The sequence below is a fragment of the Pseudonocardia sp. McavD-2-B genome (assembly GCF_024124365.1).
Taxonomy (GTDB): domain Bacteria; phylum Actinomycetota; class Actinomycetes; order Mycobacteriales; family Pseudonocardiaceae; genus Pseudonocardia; species Pseudonocardia alni.
This window is the reverse complement of record NZ_JAMXSG010000060.1, coordinates 1-24,251: the sequence shown is the minus strand read 5'-3', so window position 1 is coordinate 24,251 and position 24,251 is coordinate 1. Positions and strand designations below refer to the sequence as shown.

Below are 24,251 nucleotides of genomic sequence, written 5' to 3'. Positions count from 1 at the left end.
CCGCCGGCCGGACCGATCAGCAGGTCGAGCACGGCCGCGCAGCTACCGGTGGGCACCGGCCGCCCGGCGACGGCGTCCGCGGTGAGCTGCGCGAGGCGCGCACAGCCCGCGGTCAGCGCCGGGGTCCCGGACACCCCTTCGGCGGAGCGGGCCAGGCGCCGCGCGTGTTCGGCGACGGCGGTGCAGGCGGTCAGCCCGTGCACGACGTCGCGGTGGGTGGAGCCCAGCCAGGTCCGGGTCAGCGGACGCCCCAGCAGCAGCGTCTGGTGCAGTGCGGCGTCAAGTGCGCGCGACCCGGCACGCAGGTCCTCGCACGGGCCGGGCCGGCGCAGCGCCCGGTCGACCGTGCCCAGCAGCTCGGCCAGCGCGTCGAGTAGCCCGCGGCGGGCCTCCTCGGCGGCGGACCGGGTGCGGGTGGGCAGCACGAGCACCGACACCGCGCAGCCGATCAGACCGCCGACCACGGTCTCCTCGAGGCGCAGCACCATCAGGTCCACCGTGAAGGTGCCGAGCAGCGCGTAGAGCTCGCCGAGCATCAGCGTGATGAAGAAGATCATCAGCGCGTAGGAGAGCCGGAACAGGTAGAGCGCGCCGAAGATGCTGAGCAGGATCACCGGCAGCACCACGGCGACGTCGGGTCCCAGCACCGGCACCAGCGCGATCGCGCCGACCAGGCCGATCATGGTGCCGACGATGCGGTGCGCGGCCTTGCGCACCGTCTCGGCGACGGTCGCGGTGCCGGTGAAGGCGATGAACGCGGCCAGCACCGCCCAGTAGTAGCGCTGCTCGGACAGTGCGTCGCCCACCGCGATCGCGACCGCGGTGGCCACCGCGACCTGCACGGCCTGGCGGGTGGTCAGCGACAGCCGCGAGGCGGGACGGCCGGGGTCCGGCGGGCGGTGCAGCCGGGTCACCGTGCCCGCCGAGCCGGGCAGGTTGCCCCCGAACAGCTGGACCGCGGGGGCGAACGCGGCCGCCTCCCCGACGGTCGGGGCGGCGGTGTCCTCCGGCACCGTGCCGGAGTCGCCCTCCCGCACCGTGGCGAGGGCGGCGGTCCAGTCGGCGCGGGCGTCGGCGAGCACCGTGGCGTCGACGGCGAGCCGGCGCGGCCCCGGGGCCGCCACCCGGTCGGCGACCCGTCCGGCCCGCTCGCGCACCGCGTCCCAGCGGCCGCCGTGCAGCGCGGTGAGGACCGCGCGGGCGTCGTCGCAGTCCAGGGTTCCGGGGCCGACCCGGGTCAGCGCGGTCACGGCCAGCTCGGCGTCGAACACCGCCCGGCGGACGATCCGGGCGGCGTCGTCGTCGGCGACGGCGGCCGGGGTCCCCAGCTGCCCGTCGATGACCAGCGCGGCCTCGTTCACCCGGACCAGACGGCTCGCCAGCCGGGCCTCGGCACGCTCCCGCTCCGCGGTGCCGGGGGCGTGCCCGTCGAGGGCGAGCACGGTCCCGGCGAGACCGGCGAGCCGCGCCTCGAACGAGCGCAGCATCCGGCGCAGCACCCGGTCGTTGCGGATCGGGAGCAGCACCAGCGTCAGCAGCATCACCCAGACGATCGCGACCGCGACGACGAACGCGACCCCGGGCAGCATCTCCGGGCGCAGGCTCAGGAACAGGGCGAAGAAGTAGCCCATGAACCCGCCCATGCCGCAGACGAAGTACCGCAGCCCGAAGCGCCGTACCCAGACCGCGACGAACACCACCACGACGAACGCGGTCAGCGACGCGAGCCGGTTCCGGTCGACGAGCAGCGCCACGCCCATCCCGGCGAGCATCGACAGGGCCAGGAAGCACAGCGTGACCGCCTGCCCGGCGCGGGTGGCGTCGACGACCCCGAACGAGGCCAGCATCGCCACCACCGCCCCGAGCATCATCGGCACCAGCGGCGGGGTGCCCGTCACCGTCGCGACGAGGTATTCCACGCCCAGCGCGGTGGCGATCGCCAGCACGGCGCGGACCGCCGAGACGAGCCGGACGAGGCCGGGGTCGGAGGCGACGAACCGGTCACGGGCCCGGAGGAGGCGGTCGGACGCGGTCGGCACAGTCCGTTGCATATGCTAACGGTATACCGGATCGTGATCTTCGCGCATCCCGGGCCCGCCGGACGTAGCGTGGGAGCCCGGGACCGATCACGGAGGTGGCGGGTGCGCGGGTACGGGTTCGTGGCGGCGGGTGGCCCGGAGCAGCAGGCGTTCGTCGAGGTCGAGGAGCCGCGGCCCGGGCCGGGTGAGCTGCTCGTGCGGGTTCGGGCGGCCGGGGTCAACCCGGGCGACCGGCGGATGCGCGACGGCGACTACGGCGTCACCGGTCCCGCGGTGCTCGGCCGCGAGGTCGCCGGGACCGTGCTGGAGGTCGGCGACGGCGTCACCGGGTTCGCCCCCGGCGACGAGGTGTTCGGCGGCTGCCCGGACATGCAGGGCGGCTGGGCGCCGCGGGCACGGGTCACCGCCGGGTTCGCCGCGCACCGCCCGCCGGAGGTCTCGCCCGAGCAGGCGGCGGCGCTGCCGGTCGCCGCGGGCACCGCCTGGGACACCCTCACGAACCTCGACCTGCCCGCCGGGGCGACGCTGCTGGTCAACGGGGCGGGCGGCGGGGTCGGCCTGCCGCTGGTGCAGCTGGCCCGCCGCCGCGGGCTGACGGTCGTCGGCACGGCGAGCCCCGGCAAGCACGCCCTGCTCGCCGGGTTCGGCGCCGTCCCGGTGGCCTACGGCGACGGCGTCGCCGACCGGATCCGCGCGGCCGCGCCCGGCGGCGTCGACGGCGCCCTGGACCTGGTCGGCGGCGACGCCCTGCGCGCGGTGGCCGGGCTCGTCCCGCCCGCGACGCTGTACTCGATCGCGGACAAGCCGCTGGTCGCGCAGCTGGGCGGGCGTGACGTCACCCGCGACCGCAGCACGGCGGTGCTCGACGCGCTCGCCGCACTCGTCGCGGCCGGGGAGCTCGACCCGCTGGTGCGCGAGGTCCGGCCGCTGGCCGAGGCCGGGGCGGCGCTCGCCCTGGTCGAGGACGGCCACGTGACCGGCAAGGTCGTGATCACCGTCTGAACGGGGCCGGGTCAGCGGAAGGGCGCGGCCCAGCTCGCGGTGGTCATCCCGCTCGTCGCGCGCCACCGGGCGATGTCGCGCAGCAGCGCGTCCCGGACCTCGCGGTGCGACGGCGATCCCCAGAGGTCGCGCTCCTCGTGCGGGTCGGTCTCCAGGTCGAACAGCTGCCCCTCGTCCGGGTCGAGGTACTCGACCAGCTTCCAGCGGCCGTCGAACACCATCGTCATGAGTGCCGTCCCCGCCAGGATGCGGTCACGGGCGTGCTCGGAGTACACCCGCTCACGGCCGGACCACGCACCGGGAGCCAGCGCCGGGAGGAGGGACTCGGCCTCCATCCAGCCCGGCGGGGTCAGCCCGGCCAGCTCCAGCACGGTCGGCCCGACGTCCATCAGCGAGGTCAGGCCGTCGCGGCGCACCCCGGACGCGGTCACCCCCGCACCGCAGACGACCAGCGGCACGTGCACGCTCGGCTCGTACATCGTCCACTTCTGGCTGTGCCCGTGGTCGCCGAGACAGTCGCCGTGGTCGGAGGTGAACACGATGACCGTCCGGTCCAGCACCCCCCGGCGCTCCAGCGCGGAGACGATCTCCCCGACCTGCTCGTCGATCATCGTGACGTTCGCGGCGTAGTGCCGCCGCCGGCGCGCCTCCTGCTCGGGCGTCGTGTCGAGGCGGTGCACGACGGCGTCGTGATCGACACCCATGTGCTGCTCGCGCAGCTGCTGCAGTGCGGCGGGCTGGGCCGCCACGTCCTCCGGCGTCGCGTGCGGCAGCGGGACGTCACGGTCCCGGTAGGGCTCCAGCGCCTGCGGGGTCGGGTCGTACGGCGGGTGCGGCCCGGGGAAGCCGACCTGCAGGAAGAACGGCTCCTCGCCGCGCCAGCGGTCCAGCCACATCGTCGCCAGTCCACCCACGAACACATCGGCATGCAGGTCGGCGGGGGGTTCCCACTCGAAGGCGCCGAGCCGCTCGGCGTAGTCGGCACGCTCGGCGTAGGTCACCCGGCTCGGCTTGCGCACACCGCGCGTCCACAGTGCCTTGTCCCAGGTGTCGAGGTAGAACGGCAGCCGCGGGGTGTCGCGGTCCTTGTTCTCGACGACGTGGCGCTCGTGGAATCCGACCGACGCCTCGTACGGGTAGGTGTGCATCTTCCCGACGTTCACGCACCGGTACCCCGAGTCGGCGAGCTGCTCGACCCAGGAGTGGTGCCACGGCTCGTCGTTGCGCAGCACGCCGGTGGTGTGCGGGTACAGCCCGGAGAACAGGCTCGCCCGCGACGGCGCGCACGACGGCGACGTCACGTAGGTCCTGGTGAACGCGACGCCCTGCTCGACGAGACGGTCCAGGTGCGGGGTGTCGACGTGGTCGTGCCCGAGTGCCGCGATGGTGTCGAAGCGCTGCTGGTCGGTCATGACCAGCACGATGTTCGGACGGTCACCGGGATCGGTGGCAGCGGGGATGCGGCTGGCGGACAAGCGATCTCCTGCGGGAGGTGACGGACGGGTTCAGGAGGCGGTGCGACCGAGTACCTCGACCTCGAAGCGGTCGAGCAGCGGGTCACCGGTCTCGGTCATCCAGGACCGCAGCCGCTCCCGGTAGTCGTCGAGCACCGTGGCGTGCGCCGTGTCGGTGGCGAGGTCGGACAGCGCGTGCGGGTCCGCGCGCAGCGCGTAGAGCTCCTCGGGGGCGCGGCGGAGGTAGAACTCCCGGCGTGCACGGACCGACGGGTCGGTGGAGTCCTGCATGGCGGCCCACGACAGGCCGTGCATGTTCTCCGCCCGGTACTGCCGCTCGCCGTCGGACCAGGCGTTCCAGATGTAACCGTGCGCGGAGTCCTGGGCGCAGCGCATCTCGTAGCGCCCCTGGGCCGAGGTCTCGTGGAAGACGGTGACGACAGTGCGGTCCGGCTCCGGCTGCGCGCCGTCGCGCAGGCGTGGCCCGAGGCTGCTCCCACCCGCACCGTCGGGCACCGGCACCCCCGCGACCTCACAGAAGGTCGGCAGCAGGTCGAGCATCGTGAACCGGTCGCCCTCGTGCACCGACCCGGGCGTCGTGACACCCGGCCACACGAGCACGAACGGTGTGCGCGTGCTCTGCAGGTAGCAGTTGGCCTTCGCGAACGGGAACGCCATCCCGTTGTCGGACAGGAATGCCACGACGGTGTCGCGGTCGCCGCCGTGCTCGCGGACCGCCGCGGTGACCGCGCCGACCACCTGGTCGCAGCGACGCACCGAGGCGAGGTACTGCGCGTACTCCGTCGCCACCCCGTCGAGGTCCGGCAGGAACCCGGGCAGCGGGTGCTCCCCCACCGCCGGGACGAGGTCGGGGGCCGGGATCGCGGTACCGACGTCGTCGCCGAACTTCTCGGCCTCCGCGGCGCTGCCGTGGAAGGGACGGTGGGGATCGTGCATGTTGGCCATCAGGAACCAGGGCCGGTCGGCCGCGACGGCCGTGTCGAGGAAGGCCGCGGCCTCGGCCCGGTAGCGCCCGGGGTCGCGTCCCTGGCCGAGCTCGGCCATGTCCCGGGCGTGCTCCCAGCCGAACCGCTCGACCGGCGCGAGGTGGGTGACCTTGCCCAGGATGCCGAGCGCGTAGCCCGCCTCGCGCAGGGCGTCGGTGAGGACCGGGACGCCGTCGTGGATCGGCTCGAACCCCTCGGCGCCGTTGCGGTGCGGATAACGGCCGGTCATGATCGCCGACCTGCTGGGCTGACACACCGCGGCGACGACGTGCGCCTCGGGGAAGCGGGCGCCGGTCGCCGCGAGGGCGTCGATGTGCGGGGTCAGGCCCGCTGGTCCGCCGAAGCAGCCGGGGCTGCGGGCGTCCATGTCGTCGACGGTGATCAGCAGGATGTTCGGCCTGCGGTCGGATGCGGTCATGAGTAGTAGGAGACCTCCAGGGCGAGTGCGGCCGCCCCCCGGAGGCTGGCCTCGTCGCTGCTCGGCGCCGGCTCCAGCCGGAAGTCCTCGCGCAGCAGCGGGAAGATGCGCTCCCGGGTGAGCTCGCGGATGCGGGTGACGACCCGGTCCGGGGCCTCGGCGACCATGCCGCCGACGAGCACCAGGTCCGGGGTGAACAGGTTGACGACCGTGGCGAGGGCCGCCGCGAGGTGGCCCGCGACGTCGGTCTCGATCTCGACGGCCGCGGGGTCGCCCTCCGCGGCCAGCCGGTGCAGCTCCGGCAGGACCGGCGTCTCGGGGGTGATCCGGTGCCCGGCCCCGTGCATCCGCGCCCGCAGGTAGGGCTCGGCGACGACCGTCTCCAGGCACCCCCGGGAACCGCACCGGCAGAGCACCCCGTTCTCGGCGACGCGGGTGTGACCCAGGAAGGACTCCCCCGAGGGACCCGCGGCGTAGCGCTGCGGGACGGCCGCGGCGATACCGAGCCCCACCCCGCGCCGCACGTACAGGTAGGCGATCGCGTCCCGTGCGGTGCCACCGCGTCTCGTCTCGCCGAGCGCCATCAGGCGGACGTGGTGGTCGACCACGACCGGGACACCGAGCGCCCGTTCCAGGTGGTCGGCGACGGGGACGTCGCGCCAGCCGAGGTTGATGGTCAGCCGGTTGACCCGGCGCGCCTCGTCGACCGCGCCGGGCAGCCCGACCGCGAGGCCGATGCAGGGCGCCCCGGAGTCCGCGGCGACCAGCGCCGACACCTCGGCGGCGACGAGGTCGAGCACCTCGGCCGCCGGCGCCGTGACATCGAACGGCACCGATCGTGTGGAGCGGACCCGGGCCTCGGCGTCGGCCAGCGCGAGCCGGATCGTGCCGTACTCGACCTGCACCCCGCAGACGGTCACCGCGTCGACGGCGGGCACGAGAGCGACGGCGGGGCGTCCCATCCGTGGCTCGGTCACCCCGCCCTCGCGGACCAGCCCGCTGCCGACCATGGCGGAGACCGCCTTGCTGACCGTGGCCGCGGACAGCCCGGTCAGCTCACCGACCCGTGTCCGGGACACCGGACCGCACTCGCGCAGCACCCGCAGGACGGCGGCCTCGTACGGGCCGCGCCTGCGATCACGACTCAGCGTCGCCACGGTCGTTCCCCTCTCGCACTCCGTAGTGCCGGACGCGACTGTAGCAGCCGGTTACTTCGCATCAAGAAGAAAGAACATGCACCTAGCGACCGTGTTTGCCTAAGAAGCACTCCTTGACGCGCGATCGTCCGACTGATTACTTTTCGCGGCGCAGAAAGTCCCGAACGCCTCCCTCGACGACGAGGAGCACTATGCGAGCCCGTGCACGACCGTCCCGGCCCCGACGACGGCTGAGAACGCTCGTCACGATCGTCGCCCTCGTCGCGACGGTCGGTGCCTGCACCTCCGCCCGGAACCTCCAGAGCTCCCGGGGCGAGCGCATCGAGGGCGGCACCCTCACCTACGCGATCGCCCTCGACGCCCGGCCCGCCGGGCTGTTCCAGACCCTGGCCCGCAACAACCCGTGGGTCGAGAACGTCTTCCAGCCACTGATCCGCCTGGACGCGCGAACCCGCGCCGTTGAGCCCGTCCTGGCCACGGCCGTCGACGTCTCCCCGGACGGCCGGACGGTCCGCATCAGCCTGCGTGAGGGCGTCACGTTCCACGACGGCCGCACGTTCACCGCCGAGGACGTCAAGTTCACGTTCGAGACGACGGCGGGCAAGGCCGCCGGGTCCAACCTGGGCAACGTCCCGCGGTCGTTCGCCTCGGTCCGGGTGGAGGACCCCACCCACCTGACCGTCACCGCGAAGGCCCCGCTCGGCGACGCGCTGTTCGACTACCTGAACCAGACGCCGATCGTCGACCCGAACACCTATGCCGGCGTCGCCGACGGCTCCCGGATCGTCGGGACCGGCCCGTTCCGGTTCACCCACTGGCAGCCCGGCGCGGGGTTCACCCTGGAGCGCTACGACGGCTACTGGAACCGCGACGCCGTGCACCTGCAGCGGATCGAGTTCGTCGTCACCGCCGACGCCACCGCTCTGCTGTCCGCGCTGCGCAGCGGCCGGGCCCAGCTGGCGTGGGGGTTGACGCCGTCGGACGCCCGGCCCTACTTCGGCGACGAGCGCTACCAGATCCTCGACGCGGGGGGCACCGTCTACCCCCTCGGCCTGGACACCACGGTCGCCCCGTTCGACGACCGACGGGTCCGGCAGGCCGTCGGCTTCGCGCTGGACCGTCAGCGCATCCGCGACCAGGTCTTCGCCGGGACCGGCGCGGTCTCCTCGCTGCCGTTCCCGGTCGGCGCCCGGGGCGTGCCGCAGGCACAGGTCGACCACTTCACCTACGACCCCGACCTGGCCCGGCGGATGATCACCGAGGCCGGCGCCGAGGGCGCCCGGGTCCCGATCTCCTACGGGGCCAACCCGACGGTGCGCGCGATCTTCGAGATCGTCGCCAACAACCTGCGCGCGATCGGCCTGGACCCGGTCGGCGTCACCCTGGACCAGCCGACCTTCCAGACCGGACAGAACCAGGGTGAGCTCGGCCCGGCGTGGCTGTCGCTGCACTCGCAGATCCCGCTCGCCCCGTCGACGATCATCGACTCGATCCCGGTGCTGCGCGAGGGCAACCCGTCGAAAGCCGACTCACCACGGTTCGAGGCGCTGAAGAAGGCCCTGCGCACCGCACCGCCGGGGAGCCCGCAGGCGGACGCCGCGGTCGTCGCGCTCGGTGCGTACCTGAACGACGAGGCGTTCCTGCATCCGGTGGTCCAGGCCCCGGAGATCCTGGTCGCCTCGATCAAGACCGGCGACGTGGCGGTCACCATGCGTGGCGTCACGTTGCTCGAGAACGCCTACGTGACGGGCTGAGTGATGATCCGTTTCCTGATCGGCAAGCTGCCCTCGTTCGCACTGGTCGCCCTCGTCAGCTCGGTGATCGCCTTCGTCCTGCCCCGGCTCGCGCCCGGTGACGCCGCGGTCGAGCTGGCCGGACCGGACGCGACCCCCGAGATCGTGGCGGGCATCCGGGCCGAGCTCGGGCTCGACCAGCCGCTGTGGCAGCAGTACCTCCTCTGGATCGGCGGGGTGTTCCGGGGCGACCTGGGACGGTCCTACATCCTCAACCGGCCGGTCACCGAGCTGATCGGCAGCAGGCTGGAGAGCACCGTCGAGCTCGCCCTGCTGGCGACGGTCATCATGATCGCGGTCGGGCTGCTGCTGGGTGTCCTCGGCGGCTCCCCACGCTCGCGCGGCGCCCGCTCGGTGGTGGACGGGTTCAACACGGTGTTCCTGGCGATCCCGCCGTTCCTCACCGGCCTGCTGCTCATCCTGTTCCTGGGGCTGGCGCTGCCGCTGCTGCCGGTGAGCGGTGAGATCGCGCTGCTGGACGACCCCGAGCTCGGCATCCAGTACCTGATCCTGCCCGCGGTCGCGCTGGCCCTGCCGCAGGCGGCCGTCGTGGCCCGGCTGCTGCAGACCTCGATGCTGACCGCCCGCGGCGAGGACTTCGTCGACCTGGCGCGCTCCAAGGGGGCGCGGCCCGGCCGCGTCACCCGCAGGCACGTGCTGCGCAACAGCGTCGGCACGGTGGTCGTGGTGATCGGCCTGCGCATCGGCGACCTGCTGGGCGGCGCGATCGTGGTCGAGGCGATCTTCGCCCGGAACGGGCTGGGCACCCTCGCGGTGTCCTCGGTCCAGTCCCGTGACTATCTCGTGGTCCAGGCCCTCATCCTCGGAGCGGTGCTCGTCGCGGTCGTGATGCAGCTGCTGTCGGAGATCGTCCTGGCCGCCCTCGACCCGCGCGTCCGGCTGGGAGGCTGACCGATGACGACCACCGACCCCACCACGACCGTCCCCGCCGACACGGACCCGGCCGGCGAGCGCCGGCCGGTCCCCGGGGCGCGCTACCTGCAGGCGTTCCGCACCCCGCGCGGGATCGTGGCCGGCGCCCTGGTCCTGGGGCTGGCCCTGCTCGCGGCGCTGGCCCCGGTCCTGTTCCCGGGCGGCTACGACGAGCAGACCCCGGACGCTCTGCTCCCCGTCTCCTTCGCGCACCCGTTCGGGACCGACGAGCTGGGCCGCGACATCTTCGTGCGCAGCGTCTACGGGCTGCGCACCGACCTCGCGCTGGTCCTCTACGCCGTCCCCGTCTCGATGGTGCTGGGGACCGTCCTCGGCCTGCTCGGCGCGGTGGCCGGCTGGCTCGGCACGCTGACCCAGCGGATGCTCGACATCATCGTCGGCTTCCCCGGCCTCATCCTCGGCATCTCGGTGGTGCTGGTCGTCGGGACCGGCTTCCGCGGGCTGGTCGTCTCGATCATCCTGATCGGGCTGCCCACGTTCGGCAGGCTGGCCCGCCAGGTGTTGCTGACCCAGCAGGACCGGGAGTACGTGCTGGCCGCCCGCACCCTGGGCATCGGCCGGTGGCGGATCATGACCCGGCACATCCTGCCGAACACGCTGGACCCGATCCTGGTGCAGGGCTCGGTGTTCATCGTGCAGGCCGTGTTCCTCGAGGCCGGGCTGTCCATCGTCGGCCTCGGCATCCAGCCTCCCGAGCCGTCGCTCGGCTCGCTGCTCAACCTCGGCATGCGCTACGTCGAGCAGGCCCCCACCTACATCATCGGCCCCATCGTGGTCCTGCTGCTGCTCGCCCTGGCGTTCAGCCTGCTGACCGACGCCCTCAACGAGGCGGTGAACCGCACGTGACCCCCATCCTCGTCGACGTCCGCGGCCTGACGGTGCAGTTCCGCACCGGACGCGGCACGGTCCGCGCGGTCAACGACGTCTCCTGGCAGCTGCGCGAGGGCGAGATCCTCGGCATCGTCGGGGAGTCCGGCTCCGGCAAGTCCGTGACCGCGCGGGCCGTCATGGGGATGCTGCGCTCCCCCGGCCGGGTCGACTCCGGCGTCGTCGAGCTCGGCGGCCGTGACCTGCTCGGGCTGGACGAGCTGCAGCTGTGTGAGGTCCGCGGCCGGGACATGGCCATGGTCTTCCAGGACCCGCAGGCCGCACTGAACCCCGTGATGCGGGTCGGCGAGCAGATCGCCGAGGCCCTGCTGGTGCACGGCGCGAGCCGGTCCGCGGCCCGGGCCCGGGCGCTGGAGCTGCTCGCCCAGGTGGGGATCCCCGACGTCGAGCGCACCGCCGACCTCTACCCCCACGAGTTCTCCGGTGGCATGCGCCAGCGGGTCGTGATCGCGATCGCGCTGGCCAACAAGCCCCGGCTGCTCATCGCCGACGAGCCCACCACCGCCCTGGACGTCACCATCCAGGCGCAGATCCTGGAGCTGCTCGTCGAGCTGCGCCGCGAGCTCGGCATCGCGATCGTGATGATCACCCACGACATGGGGGTGGTCGCCGAGCTGTGCGACCGGATGCTGGTCATGTACGGCGGCCGGGTCGTCGAGTCCGGGCCGGTCGCGGACGTCTTCGCCGCGCCCCGTCACCCCTACACCCACGCCCTGCTGGGCGCCGTCCCGCGCGCCGACGCCGGGTCCGACGCGCTGCCCGCCATCCCGGGTTCGCCGCCGGACCCGGCACGGCTGCCCACGGGCTGCGCGTTCCATCCCCGCTGCGCCGTCGCCGAGCCGCAGTGCGCCACGACACGGCCCGAGCTCACCACGCGCGACGGCGACCGGACGGCGGCCTGCTGGGTCAGCGAACGCGGCGACACCGTCACCGTGCTGCCCACACCGACCGTCCGCACCCGCCGACCGGGCACGGACCCGCGGCCCATCCTGCAGGTCACCGACCTGGTCACCGACGTCGGATCCCGCTCGCGCGGGCTGTTCGGCCGCACCCCGCCGGTCCACGCGGTGAACGGGGTCTCCCTGGAGGTCGCCGCCGGCGAGACGCTCGGCCTGGTCGGCGAGTCCGGCTGCGGGAAGTCGACCCTGTCGCGCACGATCGTCGGCATCAACCGGCCCGCCTCGGGCCGCATCGTCGTGGACGGCACCGACGTGACCGCGATGGACCGACGGGCGTCGGGCACCGTGACCTCCACGATCCAGTACGTGTTCCAGGACCCGTACGCGTCGTTGAACCCGCGCCGTACCGTCGGCCAGTCGCTCACCGAGGCGCTGGGGATCGCCGGTGTCACCGGCCGGACGGCCCGCACCCGGTCGGCCGAGCTGCTGGACCGGGTCGGGCTGCACCGCGGGCACCTCGACCGCTACCCGCAGGCGTTCTCCGGAGGGCAGCGTCAGCGGGTCGGCATCGCCCGGGCCCTGGCCGCCGAACCCCGGATGCTGATCTGCGACGAGCCGGTGTCCGCACTGGACGTGTCGATCCAGGCGCAGATCATCAACCTGCTCGAGGACCTGCGCAACGACCTCGGTCTGGGCTACCTGTTCATCGCCCACGACCTGGGCGTCGTCCGGCACCTGTCGGACCGGGTGGCGGTGATGTACCTGGGCCGCATCGTCGAGACCGGCCCGGCCGAGGACGTCTACCGCGCCCCGCAGCACCCCTACACCCGGGCGCTGCTGTCCTCGACCCCGGAACCGGACACCGCCGCCCGCGGCCGGGAACGGATCGTGCTGACCGGGGACATGCCGAGCCCGGCGCACCCGCCGAGCGGCTGCACGTTCCGCACCCGGTGCCCGATCGGCCCGCTGCACCGCTCCGGGCGCGAGATCTGCGAGCAGCAGCGGCCCGACCTCGCCCCGACCCCCGCCGGACAGCTCGCCGCCTGCCACTTCCCGGGAGAACTGTGACGACCGCCCGCCCGAACATCCTGCTCGTGCTGGCCGACGACCTCGGCTGGTCCGACCTCGGCGCCTTCGGCGGCGAGATCGACACACCGCACCTCGACGCGCTGGCCCGCGACGGGGTCCGCATGTCGTCGTTCTACAACACCGCCCGGTGCAGCCCGTCGCGGGCGAGCCTGCTCACCGGGCGCGACCCGCACGAGACCGGGATCGGGATCCTCACCGACGACCAGCGCCCGCACGGCTACCCGGGGTCGCTGTCCACGGCGGTGCCGACCGTGGCCGAACACCTGTCCGCGGCCGGGTACCGGACGGGTCTGTCCGGCAAGTGGCACCTGTCCAGCGACACCGCCACCCCGAACGACACGTGGCCGACGCGGCGCGGGTTCGACGAGTTCCACGGCATCCTGGCCGGTGCCGACGACTACTTCCACCCGCGCGGGCTGTTCCGCGGCGAGACCCGCCAGGAGGTCCCCGGCGACGGCTACTACCTCACCGACGCGGTCACCGACCACGCGGTGGAGTTCGTCCGCTCCGGCGGCGACGAGCCGTTCTTCCTCTACCTGGCCTACACCGCGCCGCACTGGCCGCTGCACGCCCCCGAGGAGGTCGTGCAGCGGTACGAACAGCGCTACCTCGCCGGGTGGGACGCGTTGCGCGAACAGCGTCTCACCCGGCTGCGGGAGAACGGTCTGCTCGGCACGGAGTCCCCGCTGAGCCCGCGCGATCCGCGCGAGCAGGCCTGGGCCGACACCGCGGACCGGGCATGGCAGGCCCGTCGGATGGCCGTCTACGCCGCCCAGGTCGAGGTCATGGACACCGGGATCGGCCGGATCGTCGACGCGCTGCGGGAGTCCGGGCGGCTGGCGGACACGCTGATCCTGTTCCTGTCCGACAACGGCGGGTGCGCCGAGGAGCTGCCACCGCCGGACGCCGTGCACTTCCGGTCCCGCCAGCCCTCGCACACCCCGGACGGACGGCCGATGCGGCTCGGCAACGAGCCCGGCATCGTGCCCGGGCCCGACGACACCTTCGCCAGCTACGGCCGGGCCTGGGCGAACCTGTCCAACACCCCGTTCCGGCTCTACAAGCGCTGGGTGCACGAGGGCGGGATCGCCACCCCGATGATCGTGCACTGGCCCGCGGGCGAGCTGGCCGACGGCACGGTGCGGACCGACCCGTTCCAGCTCGTCGACGTCGCCCCGACCCTCGCCGCGGTCGCGGGCGCGGGCCCCGTGGACTCCCGTGGGACCTCGATGCTCGACAGCTGGCGCGGCACCGACGCTCCGGCCGACCGGGCGCTGTTCTGGGAGCACATCGGCAACTGCGCGGTCCGGGTCGGCCCGCTCAAACTCGTCCGGACCGCCGGTGCCCCCTGGGAGCTCTACGACCTCGACCACGACCGCTCCGAGCTCCACGACCTCGCGGCCGACCGGCCCGACGACGTCGCCCGGCTCGCCGCACGCTGGCAGGACTGGGCCGCCGACCACGGCGTCCTGCCCTGGCCGATCCCCACCCCCGGAGAGGACCGATGACCGCACCCACCCGGCGACCGAACGTCGTCATGATCCTGACCGACGACCACGCGTCGCACTCGATCGGCGCCTACGGATCGCTGGTCAACGCCACCCCGCACATCGACGGGATCGGCCGTGACGGGTGGCGGTTCGAGAACTGCTTCGCGACGAACGCCCTCTGCTCACCCAGCCGGGCCAGCATCCTGACCGGCACCTACAGCCACGTGAACGGGGTCTCCACCCTGGTCACCCCGATCGACGCGAGCCAGCCGACGTTCGTCTCGGCGCTGCGCGACGCCGGCTACCGCACCGCGATGATCGGCAAGTGGCACATGGGCGACGGCGACGGCCACGACCCGCAGAACTTCGACCACTGGGACGTCGTGATCGAACAGGGCGAGTACTGGAACCCGCGGTTCCTGTCCGCCGACGGGCTGCGCACGGTCGAGGGCTACGCCACCGACGTCATCACCGACCTGGCCCTGGAGTGGGTCGAGTCCCTGCCCGGCGACGATCCGTGGTGCGTGCTGATCTACCACAAGGCGCCGCACCGCCCGTGGGAGCCGAAGCCCGAGCACGCCGCGCTGTACCGCGACCCGGTGCCGCTGCCGGCGACCTTCCACGACGACATGTCCACCCGCAGTTCCTCGGCGCGGCGGGCGCTGATGCGGGTCGCGGACAACCTGAACACCGAGGACCTCAAGGTCGACCCGCCGGACGGGCTGACCTACGACGAGCTGGCCGTGTGGAAGTACCAGCGCTTCATGGAGGACTACCTGGCCTGCGTGCACAGCGTCGACGAGAACGTCGGCCGGGTGGTCGAGTTCCTGCGCGGGCGCGGCGAGTACGACGACACCCTGCTCATGTACGCCTCGGACCAGGGCTTCTTCCTCGGCGACCACGGCTGGTTCGACAAGCGCTTCATGTACGAGGAGTCGCTGCGGATGCCCCTGCTGCTCAGCTACCCGGCGCGGCTGCCCGCCGGGCGGGTGCACGACGGCATCGTCACCAACGTCGACTTCGCGCAGACGATCCTGGAGGCCGCCGGGGTGGCCGTCCCCGAGCGGATGCAGGGCCGCAGCTTCTGGAACGACCTCTCCGGGGAGGCTCCTGCCCCGCCCCCGGCCGCGGGCATGTACTACCGGTACTGGGAGCACGACGACGTCTTCCACCACGCCCCGGCGCACTACGGCTACCGCGACGACCGGTACAAGATCATCTACTACTACAACGACGGGCACGGCCTGCCCGGCACCGGGCCGTTCGTCTACCCCGGCGAGTGGGAGCTGTTCGACCTGCACACCGACCCGCACGAGCTGCACAACGTCTACGACGACCCCGGCCACCGCGACGTGCGGGAGCGGATGACGCTGGCCCTGTGGCGCGAACAGCACCGGCTCGGCGACACCCCGCACCCGGGGCAGACCGTCCCGGCGTCCGTGCGGGGATGCCGCCCGGAGGGGGCATCCGCGTGAGCGGCTGCTGCGCGCCGGGTGCGGCGCCGTCGGGGCGGGCGCGCCGAGCCGGGTCGCGGACCGGCAGCGGTGCCCCGGCCGGGCACGGCGTCGAGCGGTGCCGGGTGCCGGCACAGACGTTCCGGATGGGCGACGCCCACGGCGACTCCCGCTGGGACGACGGCGAGGGCCCGGTCCGCGCCGTCACCCTCGACGCGTTCGACATCGACGCGACCACGGTGACCAACGCCGACTTCGCCCGGTTCGTCGACGCCACCGGTCACGTGACCGAGGCCGAGTCGTTCGGCTTCTCCGCGGTGTTCCACCTCGCGCTGGCCGCGCCCGACGAGGCGGTCATGGGCCGGGTACCCGGGGCCCCGTGGTGGCTGGGCGTCCGGGGTGCGGACTGGCAGCGTCCCGGTGGCCCCGGGTCCACCACCGAGGGGATCGACGACCACCCCGTCGTCCACGTGAGCTGGAACGACGCGCAGGCGTACTGCGCCTGGGCCGGCCGGGCGCTGCCGACCGAGGCGCAGTGGGAGTGCGCGTCCCGCGGCGGGCACGACGGACGGCGCTACCCGTGGGGCGACGAGCTCGACGCGCCGGACCGCTGCAACATCTGGCAGGGCCGCTTCCCCGCCGAGAACACCCTCGACGACGGCCACCTCACGACCGCACCGGTCCGCAGCTACCACCCCAACGACTACGGCCTGTGGCAGACGGTCGGGAACGTGTGGGAATGGTGCGCGGACCGGTGGGACCCGGCCCGGGGCGACGACAGCCGCGTCACGCGGGGCGGTTCCTACCTGTGCCACGCGTCGTACTGCAACCGGTACCGCAACGCGGCACGGTCGTCGAACACGCCGGACTCGTCCACCGGCAACACCGGCTTCCGTACCGTGGCCCGATGACCGCCCCCACCGGACGCAGGTTCCCGGCCCGGCTGTTCCGGCGTGGCGACGAGCCCGACCCGCGCTTCACCCTGGCCAACGAGCGGACGTTCCTGGCGTGGATCCGGACCTCGCTGGCGCTGGTCGCGGCCGGGGTCGCCCTGGAGGCCCTGGGGCTGGACCTGCACGCGGGCCTGCGGCTGGCGGCGTCGCTGGTCCTCATCGGCGCCGGCCTGCTCACCCCGGTCCAGGCATGGGCGGGGTGGTACGTCACCGAACGCAGCCTGCGTGCCGGGCGGCCGCTCCCGCCTCCTCTGCTGGCCCTGCCGACCGCGGTCGCCGTCGTCGTCGCGGGCGGACTGGTCGCGCTGGCGGTGCTGCTGCGGTGAACGCGGACCGGGTGTTCGACGCGGGTCTGCAGCCCGAGCGGACCGGGCTGGCGTGGCGGCGCACGGCCGTGTCCCTCGCGGTCGGCTCGCTCGTCGCGCTGCGGGTGCTGCCGGTGCACGTCGGGCATGTGGCCGCGACCCTGCCGGGCCTGGTCGGGCTGGTCGCGGCCGTCGTGCTCGGGGTCGTCGGCGAGTACCGCTACCGCGGCACCCACCGGCGGCTCACCGGAGTGGTGCCGGGAACCGTGGGAGGTGGTGCGGCGCTGCTGCTCACCGCGGCCGGCTGCGGCGCCCTCGGGGTGGGCGCGCTGGTGCTGGTCGTGTTCTGAGCGGGGTCACCGCCGGAACAGGAACAGTCCGTAGCGGTGCTCCTCGTCGACCCACTCCGTCTCGTGCCGCAGCCCGTGCCCGGCGACGTCGGCGACCAGCCGGTCGCGGTCGAACTTCGCGGAGAACCCGACGTTCACGCTGTCCCCGCGGCGCAGCTCCAGCACCCGGTCCAGGCCGGGCAGCGGCACCACCTGGTCGCGGCGCGCCCACAGCCGCCCGTCGACCACACCCACCCCGTCGTCGGGGCCGGGGTCGTAGTGCGCGACGGCGTGCAGCCCGTCGAGGTCGACACCGCCGCCGAACCGGCGTGCCAGGTGGTCGAGGTGGTTGAGCCGGAACCGGGCGAAGGCGTCGTACCCGGGCGGGTCGTTGTAGCAGGACTCGAACACCGCGGCGGGCTTGACCAGGTCGGCCGAGAGCAGCAGGGCGTCACCGGGGCGCAGGGTCGCGCCGATCCGGGCCAGCAGCGCGGCGCGCTCACCGGTGGTGGTGTTGCCGATGTTGGCGCCGAGGAACAGCACCGCCACCGGGGCGCCGCCGTCGTCGCGCAGCCGGTCGAGGCCGGCCTCGTACCGCCCCCACAGCCCGGTGACGGTCAGCCCCGGCAGGTCCGCCATGCGTTCGGCGCTGAGCACGAGCATCTCGCGGCTCACGTCGATCGGCAGGTAGGTCGTCGGCCGGGCCGCCGAGCAGTGTTCGAGCAGCAGCCGCGTCTTCTTCGCGCTCCCGGACCCGAGCTCGGCGACGCGTGGGCAGCCCAACCGGGCCGCGATGTCGGTGCCGTACCGCTCCAGGAGCGCCCGCTCGCACCGGGTCAGGTAGTAGCTCGGCAGCTCGGTGATCTGTTCGAACAGCTCCGAGCCGAGCGCGTCGTAGCCGAACCAGGGCGGGATCCGCGGCAGCGGCTCGGCGAGGCGGGCGCGCAGCTCGTCGGTGTCGTCCCAGAAGGAGCCCTGTTCCAGCTCGACCGGGGCGGCGGTCACCGGCCCGGCCCGTCATCGAGCGGGCGGCGCAGGCTCGACTCCCCCGCCGCCCAGCGGGCCAGCACGTGCCCGCCGAGCCGGTCGCCGAGCAGCCCGGCGGCCCGGATCCCGAACACGACGTCGGCGGCCAGGCCGGGCTCGGTACGCAGCAGCGGGGCGAGGACGTCGCGACGCACGACCTGCTCGTGCACGGCGTCGGCCTCCACGTGCTCGTCGTAGAAGCGGATCGCGGCGGGGCCGCAGCCGAGCCGGCGCATCGCGCGGACCAGGCGCTCCGATCCGGGCGAGGAGGTCAGCTCGACCAGCGCGAACTGCCCGACCAGCGCGCCGCGCAGGCTGCGCCGCAGCCCGCACAGCGACATGAAGTTGACCTCGGCGAGGGTCTCGGCGCCGACGGTGTCGACGTGCGCGCCGTAGGCGTCGGACAGTCCGAGGTCGCGCATCATGCCGGCGAACAGCACGGCGTGCATGCCCGCGGCGTCGCCCGCGCCGTACTCGTCGTGCTCGACGGTGACCAGGCCCGCCTTGGCGGCCGGGGGCAGCCGCGGGATCACCCAGGCCTGCGGGTCGGCCTCCTTCAGGTGGTAGATCGAGCGGTGCACGACGTACTCGCGCAGCTGCCACAGTTCGCCGCGGCGCAGCAGGTGGTGGGTCACGCCGGTCTCCGCGCCCGGCCCGACCGGCTCGACGAGCAGCTCGGCGACGGTCGCGTCGACGTCGTCGCCGGGCGGGACCGCAGCACGCAGGGCGGCCAGGAACCGGTCCTCCAGCGCCACGCGCAGGCCGAGCAGGGCCACGTCCCACTCGTGCTCGTCGCCGACCCCGGCGAAGCCGCGGTAGTGCAGCTCGTAGCAGCAGTGCAGGGCCAGGTGCAGGTCCTCGCCCCACGGGTCGGCGTCGTCCGCGGCGGGCAGCGCGGCGGGGTCGCCGCCCAGCCGGGCCAGGACGGCGCCGGACAGCGGGCCGCGCGCCGCCGGCAGCGGCGCGGTCCCGGTGCCCGGGTGCGGGGGTGCGGTCACGTCGGGTCCTCCTGTCGCACGCGGGTGCGGTGGCTGGTGTCGCAGAACGGCGGACGGCGGGTGCGCCGGCAGGTGCACAGCGCGGTGACCGGGCGCCGCGACGTCACCCGGGTGCCGTCGGGCAGCTCGACCTCCACCGGGCCGGTCACCAGGACCGGGCCGTCGTCGGTGAGCCGCACCCGGGCGGGGCCGGCGCCGGTCTCACGACCCACGGACGGCCTCGATCACCACGAGCTCCTCGTCGGCGGCGCCGGGCTCGACCAGGCCGCGGGCCTCGTGCAGCGCGGTGCGGGCCCGCATCACCGGGCCGAGCGGGATCCGGGACCGGTCGGCGACCCGCACGGTGAGCCCGGCCGCGGCGAGCCGGTCCAGCGAGGCCTGCACCCCGGAGACCGCGCTGTGCACCATGAGCAGCGCGCCGCCCGGACCGAGGTGGGCGGCGACGCCGTCGCAGATGCGGTCGATCACGGCGCGGCCGTCGCGACCGCCGTCCCAGCTGCGGGCCCGGCGGTACCGGACGAGCCGGTCGGTGTGCGACGGCACGTACGGCGGGTTGGCGGTGACCAGGTCGAACCGCCGGCCGTCGACGGGGCCGAACAGGTCACCGCGGTGCACCGTCAGCGCGGTGCGGTGCAGCCGGGCGTTGACCCGTGCCGCGAGCACGGCGCGCCGTGACAGGTCGACCGCGGTGACCGCGCCGGCACCGCAGCGGGCCGCGGCGAGCGCCACGGTCCCGGTGCCGGTGCCCAGGTCGAGCACGGCCCCACGGGCCCGCCCGGAGACGGCGACGGCGCGGGCCAGCATCTGCGAGTCCGACTGGGGCCGGTAGACCCCGGGCGGGGTCAGGAGCATGGGCGCCACGTCAGTGCGCGACCGTCTCGCGGGCCACCTCGGCGTGCCGGGTGCGGGCCGCGGTGAGCACGCCCGCCCGGTTCTTGTGCTGCTCCTCGTAGCGCAGCACGGCCTGCACGTCCTCGGGCGTGTCGAGCTCGCGGACGGCGCGGGCCGCGTCGGGGACGGACAGATCGTCGTAGCCGTCGACCGGGAGCTCGCCGGCGCCGAGCGCGCCGCGGGACCGACGGGTGTCGTGCAGGGCGCGGGCGGTGTCGCCGGCCCGCTCGCGGCGGGCGATGTCCTCGGCGCGCTCCAGGGCGGCGTCCAGCCCGGAGCCGAGGACGTCGGCGGCGTCGCGTCCGGCGCGGTCGGCGCCGTCGCCGAGTGCCGACGCGGTGCGCCGCACCCGTTCCCCGGCCCGGGTCAGCTCGTGCCCGGCCCGGTTCAGGCCGACGGCGCCGAGGCGGGCCGGTAGCCGTACGACGTCGGTGACGGCGCCGCGCACGACCTGCAGCGGGGTGGCCCGCAGCGGCGCGGGCCCGCCGACGGCCTCCTCGGCGAGCACGGTGGTCAGCCACTCGACGGTCTCGGTGTGGGCCTCGACGAGCTCACCGGCGAGGCGGTGCACCCGGTCGGGCCCCGACGCGGTCAGCGCCTGCAGGTAGCGGGCGCGGTCCTGCAGCTGCCGCTCCAGCGCGAGGTCGCCGAGCAGCGCCTCGTCGAAGCGCTGGGCCTGCTCGACCTGGCTCTTCACGAACGCGAGGATCCGGCCGCCGACGGCACCGACCAGGTCGGGTACGGCGTCGAGCTCGCGCAGGGCGTCCTGGATGCGGCCGAGGCGGGCCTCGGCGCGACGGGCGTTGTCGGTGAGCTCGCGGCGGGTCTCGTCGGTGCGGGCCTGCACGGTGCGCAGGCCCGCGATCCGGTTCTCGGTGCGGGTCAGCTGCTCCAGCACACGGAGCTGGGCGACCACGGCGGCGGTATCGGTCACGAACACGTCCTCTTGCGGCGGCGACAGGGTCGGACCGCGCCTACCCGCGATCCGCGGTCCCACTCCTGCCCACCGGTGCCGCTCCGGTCAGACCACCGGCATGTTCAGCTCGGTGCGCAGGTCGGCGGGGTCCATGTCCGGCGACGGCTCGGTGAGGTAGACCTCCCAGAACACGTCGCCGCCGCGCAGGCCCTGCTCGGCGGCCCACTCGCCCAGCCGCTGCCAGGCGGCGCCGAGCCCGTCGAAGGACCCGGCGTGCACGACGCGGGCCACCCGGCAGGCGGGCAGCGCGCCGGCGACGACGTCGCCGTCCGGGGTGACCTCCCGGTCGGTGGGGAACCCCGTCTCGAGGTCGGCGGTCGCCGTCAGCGGCCCCCGGTACAGCGCGAAAGCCGGGCCGGTGACCGTCACGCCCTGCCCGGCCACGGCGGCGGGGAGGACGGAATAGGCGCGGTCGAAGAACGCGGGCAGGCCGGTGCCCGGGACCGTGCCGCGGACGACGGCGGTGGGGCGGGCGCTGACCTCGACGAGCTCGGGGGTGGTCATGGACGGGTCCTTCCGGCCGGGTGGGTGGTCCACCGGGGTGGACCGCGCCGGGCGGGCGGACTCATCGGTCCGCGCGGGGCGCGAGGTGGGTGGCGAGGAAGCGGTCGGCGGCCTCGAACATGGTGGCCAGGTTCTCCGGGTTGACGATGGCGTGCCCCTCGTCGTCGAACACCAGGTACTCCACGTCCACCCCGCGGCCGCGCAGCGCCGCGACGAGGTTGTCGGACTCGGCGCGCACCACCCGGACGTCGTTGGCGCCCTGCACCACCATCAGCGGGGTGCGGATGTCGTCGACCCGGGTGATCGGCGAGCGGGCCAGCATGTCGGCCTCCTGCGCCGGGTCGGCCGGGTCGCCGACGTAGCGGTACCAGTTGTTGACCAGGCCGGGCCGGGTGAACTCCGGCACGGTGCGCAGGAAGTCCGCCAGGTTCGAGATACCGACGTACTCCACCGCCGCGGCGAACCGGTCCGGGGTGAACGCGACCCCGACCAGGGTCGCGTAGCCACCGTAGGAGCCGCCGAACATCGCGACCCGGTCCGGGTCGGCGTACCCGCGGGCGACGGCCCAGTCGACGGCGTCGATCAGGTCGTCGTGCATGGCGCCGGCGAACTCCCCGACCGCGGCCTCCATGTGGGCGCGGCCGAACCCGTAGGACCCCCGGAACTGCGGCTGCAGCACCGCGTAGCCGCGGTTCGCCCACAGCTGCACGCTCGCGTCGAAGCCCCACCAGTCCCGGGCCCACGGCCCGCCGTGCGGCATCAGCACCAGCGGCAGCCCCTCGGGTGCGACGCCGACCGGCAGCGTCAGGTAGGCGAGCATCTCCCGGCCGTCGCGGGCGGTGATCGTGACCGCCTCGACCGGCGCGAGCTGTGCCGGGTCGAGGTCGGCGCGCGGGCGGAACAGCAGCCGCGACTCCCCCGTGGCGCGGTCGTGGAACCAGGTCTGGGGGTCGCGGTCGTGGACGAAGGTCGCGACCCAGCGTCGGCCCTCGACGTCGCCGGAGACACTGGACAGGTCGCCGTCGCACAGGTCGCGCAGCGCGACGAGCACCTCGGCGAAGTCCGGGTCGACGGCCCGGATCTCCTGGCGCGCACCGAGGTAGCGGACGCCGAGCAGCTCGCCGGTGCCGCGGTGGCGGATCAGCGCCGACGGGAGGCTGGGGAAGATCTGGGCGCGGATGTCGATGTCGTGCTCGGGGTGCCGGTCGACCTCGGTGACCTCGCCGGTCCTGGTGTCGAGCCGGCCGAGGTGCAGCCGGTCGCCGTCGCCGTAGGTGCCGATCCAGATCCCGGTGCCGTCGGGGGTGGGCTCGTAGGGGTACACGCCGAGCGGGTGGGCGTCGCCGTCGAAGGTGACGACGAGGTCGTCGCCGTGCCACACCTGCGCGACGCCGTCCTCGGTGAGGGTCTCGCGCAGCAACTCGTCGCCCGCGAGGGTCCAGCCCGCGCCGCCGCCGGGGCTCTGCGCGAGCACGGTGAACTCGCCGGTGGCGACGTCGATCTCGCACAGGTCGAACTCGACGGGGTTGCGGGCGTTGCTCTGCAGCAGGACCCGTCCGGGACGTTCCGGGCGCTGTTCGACGCCGAACGCGGTCGCCCCCTCGAACGGGGTGAGGTCCACCGCCGCCGACGCGGGGGCGGTGAGGTCGACCCGGTACACGTGCCAGTTCTCGTCGCCGCCGGTGTCCTGCAGGTAGAGCAGGTAGCGGGGATCGTCGGTCCAGAGGTAGCGGAGCACGGTGCGGGTCTCGTCGGCGGTGACACAGCGCTCGCCGCTGCCATCCACATCGGACACCCACACGTTCAGGTGTCCCTTCCACGGGGCCAGGAAGGCGATGCGGGTGCCGTCCGGGGAGATCGTGGCAGCGGTGCGGTCGGGCATGCGCAGCAGGTCGCGGGCGGGGATCGGGTCGGGCAGGGCCATGGTGGTCTCCGGGGTCGGGGTCACAGCGCGGTCCAGATCGTCTCGGCGTCGACGACGCGGTGGCGGCGCCAGGTGAGGGCGCGTTCGGCCGCGGCGATCACGCCCGCGACCAGCAGGCCCGTGTTCAGCCAGCCGGGCAGGGTGACCGGTGAGGTGAACGTCCCGAACCGGGCGGCGACGGCGTCGATGCCGGTGAGCAGCTCCAGCGCCACCGGGACGGCCAGGACGAGGTTGACGAGCAGCACGACGACGGCGACCGTCGCGATCGTGCGGCTCACCGCCGGTGAGCGGCGGGCCAGCCGCGTGCGGCGGTACTCCAGCGTGCCGGGCACCGGGGGCAGCCTGCGCTCGCCGCCGTCGTCGGTGACCAGGTGCATCCGGGTGATGCCGTAGAGGCCGGCGTCGACCTCGATCCGGCCGCCCGGCACCGGCAGCGACGCCGGCATCTCCGCCCGCGCGACCTGCTCGCCGTCGCGGTACAGGCGTGCGTCCCAGTCCCGTGCCTGGTCGACCTCGACGGTCCACATCGCGCCGGGCCCGCCGGGCTCGGGGAGAGGGGCCGCGTACAGCGAGCGGGTCAGGATCTGGTGGCGGCGCAGCGGCCGCAGCCGCCGGCTCACCGGGCACCCGCCGTCGCCGGGGCCGGCGCGGCGGCGTCGGCCGTACCCGGTTCGCCGAGGTCACGGAACGCGGGCGCCACC

The 24,251-nt window shown here is 74.2% G+C and carries 22 protein-coding genes; 10 read left to right on the top strand and 12 right to left on the bottom strand.

From position 1 onward, the window contains the following. Positions 1 to 2,051: FUSC family protein (locus NH602_RS10965; protein ID WP_253067763.1), on the bottom strand; the 2,051-nt coding region annotated here is incomplete at its 3' end. A gap of 90 nt (positions 2,052 to 2,141) precedes the next feature. Between NH602_RS10965 and NH602_RS10960 the strand changes: the two genes are divergently transcribed. Next, complete coding sequence (locus NH602_RS10960) at positions 2,142 to 3,041, top strand: NADP-dependent oxidoreductase (protein ID WP_253067762.1); 900 nt, start codon at positions 2,142 to 2,144, stop codon at positions 3,039 to 3,041. Positions 3,042 to 3,052: 11 nt separating this feature from the next. On the opposite strand, the gene NH602_RS10955 is transcribed toward NH602_RS10960, so the two are convergent. The 3 genes from NH602_RS10955 to NH602_RS10945 are packed head-to-tail and all read right to left on the bottom strand — an operon-like array spanning position 3,053 to position 7,077. Then, on the bottom strand, positions 3,053 to 4,516 hold the full coding sequence (locus NH602_RS10955) for a sulfatase (RefSeq protein ID WP_246352726.1): 1,464 nt from the start codon (positions 4,514 to 4,516) through the stop codon (positions 3,053 to 3,055). A gap of 30 nt (positions 4,517 to 4,546) precedes the next feature. After that, positions 4,547 to 5,920 (bottom strand): sulfatase, encoded by a 1,374-nt coding sequence (locus NH602_RS10950; RefSeq protein WP_179762252.1) that lies wholly within the window; start codon positions 5,918 to 5,920, stop codon positions 4,547 to 4,549. After that, positions 5,917 to 7,077 (bottom strand): ROK family protein, encoded by a 1,161-nt coding sequence (locus tag NH602_RS10945; RefSeq protein ID WP_179762251.1) that lies wholly within the window; start codon positions 7,075 to 7,077, stop codon positions 5,917 to 5,919. The genes NH602_RS10950 and NH602_RS10945 overlap by 4 nt, the downstream gene beginning before the upstream one ends. A gap of 191 nt (positions 7,078 to 7,268) precedes the next feature. Between NH602_RS10945 and NH602_RS10940 the strand changes: the two genes are divergently transcribed. The 9 genes from NH602_RS10940 to NH602_RS10900 all read left to right on the top strand — a co-directional run bounded on the left by NH602_RS10940 (position 7,269) and on the right by NH602_RS10900 (position 17,252). Then, positions 7,269 to 8,831 (top strand): ABC transporter substrate-binding protein, encoded by a 1,563-nt coding sequence (locus NH602_RS10940; RefSeq protein WP_253067761.1) that lies wholly within the window; start codon positions 7,269 to 7,271, stop codon positions 8,829 to 8,831. Between the two features lie 3 nt (positions 8,832 to 8,834). Then, positions 8,835 to 9,782: an ABC transporter permease gene (locus NH602_RS10935; RefSeq protein ID WP_179762249.1), complete on the top strand. Its 948-nt coding sequence runs from the start codon at positions 8,835 to 8,837 to the stop codon at positions 9,780 to 9,782. 3 nt (positions 9,783 to 9,785) lie between these two features. Beyond that, the gene (locus NH602_RS10930) at positions 9,786 to 10,670 is read left to right on the top strand and encodes an ABC transporter permease (RefSeq protein ID WP_218899372.1); all 885 of its coding nucleotides are present in this window, start codon (positions 9,786 to 9,788) and stop codon (positions 10,668 to 10,670) included. Further along, entirely contained in the window at positions 10,667 to 12,679 is a 2,013-nt protein-coding gene (locus NH602_RS31630; protein WP_253067760.1) for an ABC transporter ATP-binding protein, read from the top strand. Before NH602_RS10930 ends, NH602_RS31630 begins: the two co-directional genes overlap by 4 nt. After that, a complete protein-coding gene (locus tag NH602_RS10920) occupies positions 12,676 to 14,208 on the top strand; it encodes an arylsulfatase (protein WP_218899371.1) in 1,533 nt (510 codons plus the stop codon). Before NH602_RS31630 ends, NH602_RS10920 begins: the two co-directional genes overlap by 4 nt. Continuing rightward, the gene (locus tag NH602_RS10915; RefSeq protein WP_179762248.1) at positions 14,205 to 15,665 is read left to right on the top strand and encodes a sulfatase; all 1,461 of its coding nucleotides are present in this window, start codon (positions 14,205 to 14,207) and stop codon (positions 15,663 to 15,665) included. The genes NH602_RS10920 and NH602_RS10915 overlap by 4 nt, the downstream gene beginning before the upstream one ends. A 104-nt stretch (positions 15,666 to 15,769) precedes the next feature. After that, positions 15,770 to 16,555, top strand: coding sequence for a formylglycine-generating enzyme family protein (locus NH602_RS10910; RefSeq protein WP_308292831.1), 786 nt, complete (start codon positions 15,770 to 15,772; stop codon positions 16,553 to 16,555). Continuing rightward, positions 16,552 to 16,923 (top strand): YidH family protein, encoded by a 372-nt coding sequence (locus tag NH602_RS10905; protein WP_179762246.1) that lies wholly within the window; start codon positions 16,552 to 16,554, stop codon positions 16,921 to 16,923. The genes NH602_RS10910 and NH602_RS10905 overlap by 4 nt, the downstream gene beginning before the upstream one ends. Then, complete coding sequence (locus NH602_RS10900) at positions 16,920 to 17,252, top strand: DUF202 domain-containing protein (protein WP_179762245.1); 333 nt, start codon at positions 16,920 to 16,922, stop codon at positions 17,250 to 17,252. The genes NH602_RS10905 and NH602_RS10900 overlap by 4 nt, the downstream gene beginning before the upstream one ends. 6 nt (positions 17,253 to 17,258) lie before the next feature. Here the strand turns inward: NH602_RS10900 and NH602_RS10895 are convergent, their stop codons facing one another. The 8 genes from NH602_RS10895 to NH602_RS10860 all read right to left on the bottom strand — a co-directional run bounded on the left by NH602_RS10895 (position 17,259) and on the right by NH602_RS10860 (position 24,170). Next, the gene (locus NH602_RS10895; protein ID WP_253067759.1) at positions 17,259 to 18,236 is read right to left on the bottom strand and encodes an L-histidine N(alpha)-methyltransferase; all 978 of its coding nucleotides are present in this window, start codon (positions 18,234 to 18,236) and stop codon (positions 17,259 to 17,261) included. Beyond that, positions 18,233 to 19,255 (bottom strand): iron-containing redox enzyme family protein, encoded by a 1,023-nt coding sequence (locus NH602_RS10890; protein ID WP_253067758.1) that lies wholly within the window; start codon positions 19,253 to 19,255, stop codon positions 18,233 to 18,235. Before NH602_RS10890 ends, NH602_RS10895 begins: the two co-directional genes overlap by 4 nt. Continuing rightward, positions 19,252 to 19,467: a CDGSH iron-sulfur domain-containing protein gene (locus NH602_RS10885; RefSeq protein WP_073577251.1), complete on the bottom strand. Its 216-nt coding sequence runs from the start codon at positions 19,465 to 19,467 to the stop codon at positions 19,252 to 19,254. The genes NH602_RS10890 and NH602_RS10885 overlap by 4 nt, the downstream gene beginning before the upstream one ends. After that, complete coding sequence (locus NH602_RS10880; protein ID WP_179762242.1) at positions 19,457 to 20,107, bottom strand: HemK2/MTQ2 family protein methyltransferase; 651 nt, start codon at positions 20,105 to 20,107, stop codon at positions 19,457 to 19,459. The genes NH602_RS10885 and NH602_RS10880 overlap by 11 nt, the downstream gene beginning before the upstream one ends. A gap of 10 nt (positions 20,108 to 20,117) precedes the next feature. Next, positions 20,118 to 21,080, bottom strand: a complete 963-nt coding sequence (locus NH602_RS10875; RefSeq protein ID WP_208826087.1) for a ferritin-like domain-containing protein — start codon at positions 21,078 to 21,080, stop codon at positions 20,118 to 20,120. Between the two features lie 87 nt (positions 21,081 to 21,167). Beyond that, positions 21,168 to 21,626, bottom strand: a complete 459-nt coding sequence (locus NH602_RS10870; RefSeq protein WP_253067757.1) for a GyrI-like domain-containing protein — start codon at positions 21,624 to 21,626, stop codon at positions 21,168 to 21,170. Positions 21,627 to 21,687: 61 nt separating this feature from the next. Continuing rightward, positions 21,688 to 23,574, bottom strand: a complete 1,887-nt coding sequence (locus NH602_RS10865) for a S9 family peptidase (RefSeq protein ID WP_253067756.1) — start codon at positions 23,572 to 23,574, stop codon at positions 21,688 to 21,690. Next, positions 23,571 to 24,170, bottom strand: coding sequence for a hypothetical protein (locus tag NH602_RS10860; protein ID WP_253067755.1), 600 nt, complete (start codon positions 24,168 to 24,170; stop codon positions 23,571 to 23,573). Before NH602_RS10860 ends, NH602_RS10865 begins: the two co-directional genes overlap by 4 nt. Between the last annotated feature and the right edge of the window lie 81 nt (positions 24,171 to 24,251).